Source organism: Acidiplasma cupricumulans (assembly GCF_001402935.1).
GTDB lineage: Archaea > Thermoplasmatota > Thermoplasmata > Thermoplasmatales > Thermoplasmataceae > Acidiplasma > Acidiplasma aeolicum.
In genome coordinates this window covers 1-3,525 of the sequence record NZ_LKBH01000046.1, presented here as the reverse complement: position 1 = coordinate 3,525, position 3,525 = coordinate 1, and the positions used below count along the sequence as shown (strand labels likewise).

Here is a 3,525-nt window from a genome sequence, read left to right as displayed (position 1 = left end):
TAATATAATCACCATATAACTTTCCAGGATATGATTTTACAATGATTTCAGGGTTTTCCAGAAAATCATAATCCATATGGTATTATTTTGTGGCATTATACGTATTGCACGGGAATACTAAATTATGCATTTATTGTATCAATATTATAATCACATAACAGAGGTGAAAGCCTTTTTATTACCTTTATTCTTTTATCGGGTTGCCTCATATAGATATATGTTTGAAATTGATATAATAATATTTCTTGCATATGCTTATGGATCATTTAAGTTAAATATGGACTATGTGTGATTCAAATTCCTTATAAAATGAACCACATAAGAATTAAATTTAAATATACTAAGCATACCTAATTCATTGGTATGATAACTTTCAAAGGTATATGTTAACATGGTTAACAGAAATCATAATCTGAATATGGAGGAAAGATGCATGAATTTATGGATATATTTTAATCCCTAATATCTAAAAATATTTACATATACCTATATATTAAGAGATAATTAATTAAGTTTATATATAATATGGGCTTTTTTAATTATGGATATTGATAAACCCTCCATAGAGATTGAAAAGCTTAAAAAATACGTATCTGAAAATTCCGGATTTGACATTATTGAAAAAGGCAATATTCTAGAACTGCATTTTATTCCATTTATGCCTGAGGCTGTTGAACATTTTCCGGATGGAAAACAGGTTGAGCACATAATGTATGGGGAGGAAATAGAAGGCTATGTTTATTTTTATAAATTTGTAATTGTCAGTGAAGATGATAAAACTGAAATATCCATAGATGGCAGGTATGATCCTGTTATGGAATGGTTAAATTATATATAAAAAAATTAATAAAATTCCTGAAGATCCTCCTCGCTTAATTTATATGGATCTGTATTTTTCAGTGAGATTTTTGATATAACCTCATCTGCATCCTCATATGTTGGTTTATCAACCTCATAGAATATGCCGGTGGGTATTGCATGATTATCTCCCCACTCAGAGGCAAGCTTATAGGCCTGATAGAAATCAGTTTTATCATTGTTTTCAAGTTTATAAACAGCCTTTCTATAGAATTCATACCCATTAAATTTATTATATGTGGTGCATGGGCTCAGCACATCTATAAAGGAAAATCCCCTGTGCTTAATCGCCTCCCTTGTTATTTCTGTAAGCCCCTTTATATCCCCAGAAAAACCACGGGCAACGAATGATGCACCTGCGGTTAGTGCATAATGGAGCGGATTAAATGGTGGTTCTATATTTCCATCAGGTGTATCCTTTGTTACTATGCCAATGGGTGTCGTTGGTGATGCCTGACCTGTGGTAAGCCCAAAGACCTGGTTATCTGAGACCATGTATGTTATATCAACATTTCTTTTGGCAAAATGGTAGAAATGCTGGGTACCCTCAAAAAATCCATCCCCATCGCCGCCATAGGCTATTACCTTTAAATCCGGGTTTGCCCATTTAATGCCTGCGGCAACAGGCACAAGCCTGCCATGAAGCCCATGATATCCATATGTGTTTATAAATTCAGGCATGTTGCTTGAACATCCAATTCCTGAGGTAATCACCACATTTTCAGGGCTTATATTTAGCTGCACAAGTGCCTCTGTTATTGCCCTTAACTGTGAGAAATTACCACACCCGGGGCACCAGTCCGGCCTTACCTTGCCCTTGTAATTATCCATTGTTATCATTTATTTATCACCCCCTATTTTTACATTTTCATACTGAATGTTTAGCATCTGCCTTACCCTTGCCTTTAATTCATCCGGGTAAAATGCCTCACCGTCATATTTCCCTATGAACTCAGTTTTTACCAAAAATTCTGATTTTATTAACCTGTTTAGCTGGCCGGAGAAGTTATTTTCCACAACAATTATTCTATTTCTGTTTTTAAGGTGCCCTGCTATATCTGGATTAAGTGGGTATACATGATTTATTTCAAGGGCTCCAATGCTAAATCCCTCATCAATTAAATCATCAACTATTTCCTCAACAACACCCTTTGTTGATCCCCACTGGATAATTAGGTTTTCTGCGCCATCCGCCCTATATGCATTTGTTGGTGGCATATTCTTTTTATATGTTTCAAGCTTTCTCATTCTCTTCTCCATGCTTAATGACCTTATTTTTGGGTCAGTGATCTCATCACTTACAACATTTCCGTATTCATCATGTTCATCTGAATCCTCATTGTGCATTAATCCCTTCTGACCTGGTATTGCCCTTTTTGAAATTCCAGATTCTGTAAATTCATATCTCTTGAAATTAGGGTCATTATCCTGCGCTATTAATCCGTGTTCCATTTTATATGTTAAATCTATGTTATTTAATGTTTCAACATGCTCGGCAAGGTAAAGATCCGACATGATAAAAACAGGGAGCTGGTATTCTGCCGCAAGATTAAATGCCTCCTTTGCAAGGTCAAATGCCTCTGTAACATTTCCAGGTGCAAGCACAATTCTTGGAAAATCCCCCTGGCCTGCACCAAGAATCTGGTTTAAATCCCCCTGCTCGGTTTTTGTTGGAAGCCCGGTTGATGGCCCCGGCCTCTGTGCCTCATAAATTACAAGAGGCACCTCGGTCATTCCTGCCAAACCAACTGCCTCAGACATAAGTGCAAAGCCACCGCCTGATGTACCTGTCATGGCCCTGACACCTGCATAATTGGCACCTATGGCTGCGTTTATGGCCGAAATTTCATCCTCTGTTACCTTTACAAACAGATTATATTTTTTTGCATGGTTTGCAAAGAAATGCAGTGCGGATGATGCGGGTGTCATTGGATATGCAAAATACATTTGCATTCCGGCATTAACTGCTCCAAGACCCACTGCCTCACCACCGGATGCGATGTAAAGCTTCCGGTTGACTGGATGCAGTTTTTTAAAAATTCCATATGTTTTTAGATAATAATCATAGCCATCCTTCGCGGCGGAAACATTTAATTCTGCGACTTTTCCCTTCTTACCAAAAACTTCCTGAATCACGCCGGAAAATGTATCAAAGCCCAGGCCAAGGGCAGCCATTGTGGCTCCAAGTGCCACGGTATTTTTCAGCAGTGAGTTTTTATCATATTTTAATGCTATATCCCTTAAAGGTATGGGGCAGTATTTAATGTTTTGATATTTTTTATAATTTGTTATCATCTCGCCATCAAAAATTGCTATTCCTGAAAGGGGTGATGCGCCACCCTCATTTATGCCCGGATTTGTATGCCTGTTAAGTGCATCCTCATTTAGGGCTATTAAAATATCTAGGCCGGAACCCTGATTTTTAACAACATTCTCTGATGCCCTTACCTGGTACCAGCTTTCTCCACCCCTGATTAAACTCTGATAATAGTTATATGTTGAGATATATAGACCGTTTCTGGATAAAGATTTTGCCAGTATCAAACCTGCAGACTGAACACCGTCACCTGCAGCACCTCCTATTCTAATTACAGTACTTTCCATAATTATATACCTTCATTGTTTATTTAAACTTTGTGATTATACTGTAAATATTTATGGAAAGTA

The 3,525-nt window shown here is 37.1% G+C and carries 3 protein-coding genes; 1 reads left to right on the top strand and 2 read right to left on the bottom strand.

The features are described from left to right. Positions 1–541 precede the first annotated feature (541 nt). A complete protein-coding gene (locus tag AOG55_RS01740) occupies positions 542–838 on the top strand; it encodes a hypothetical protein (protein ID WP_048102327.1) in 297 nt (98 codons plus the stop codon). A gap of 5 nt (positions 839–843) precedes the next feature. On the opposite strand, the gene AOG55_RS01735 is transcribed toward AOG55_RS01740, so the two are convergent. Together AOG55_RS01735 and AOG55_RS01730 are read right to left on the bottom strand one after the other, a co-directional pair. Beyond that, the gene (locus AOG55_RS01735) at positions 844–1,698 is read right to left on the bottom strand and encodes a thiamine pyrophosphate-dependent enzyme (RefSeq protein WP_048102326.1); all 855 of its coding nucleotides are present in this window, start codon (positions 1,696–1,698) and stop codon (positions 844–846) included. Further along, entirely contained in the window at positions 1,699–3,462 is a 1,764-nt protein-coding gene (locus AOG55_RS01730) for a 2-oxoacid:acceptor oxidoreductase subunit alpha (RefSeq protein ID WP_055040810.1), read from the bottom strand. Positions 3,463–3,525 lie beyond the last annotated feature (63 nt).

Bases quoted from the DNA above. Each gene is read 5' to 3' on its own strand.
- AOG55_RS01730 (WP_055040810.1), bottom strand. From the start codon at position 3,462: ATGGAAAGTACTGTAATTAGAATAGGAGGTGCTGCAGGTGACGGTGTT.
- AOG55_RS01735 (WP_048102326.1), bottom strand. From the start codon at position 1,698: ATGATAACAATGGATAATTACAAGGGCAAGGTAAGGCCGGACTGGTGC.
- AOG55_RS01740 (WP_048102327.1), top strand. From the start codon at position 542: ATGGATATTGATAAACCCTCCATAGAGATTGAAAAGCTTAAAAAATAC.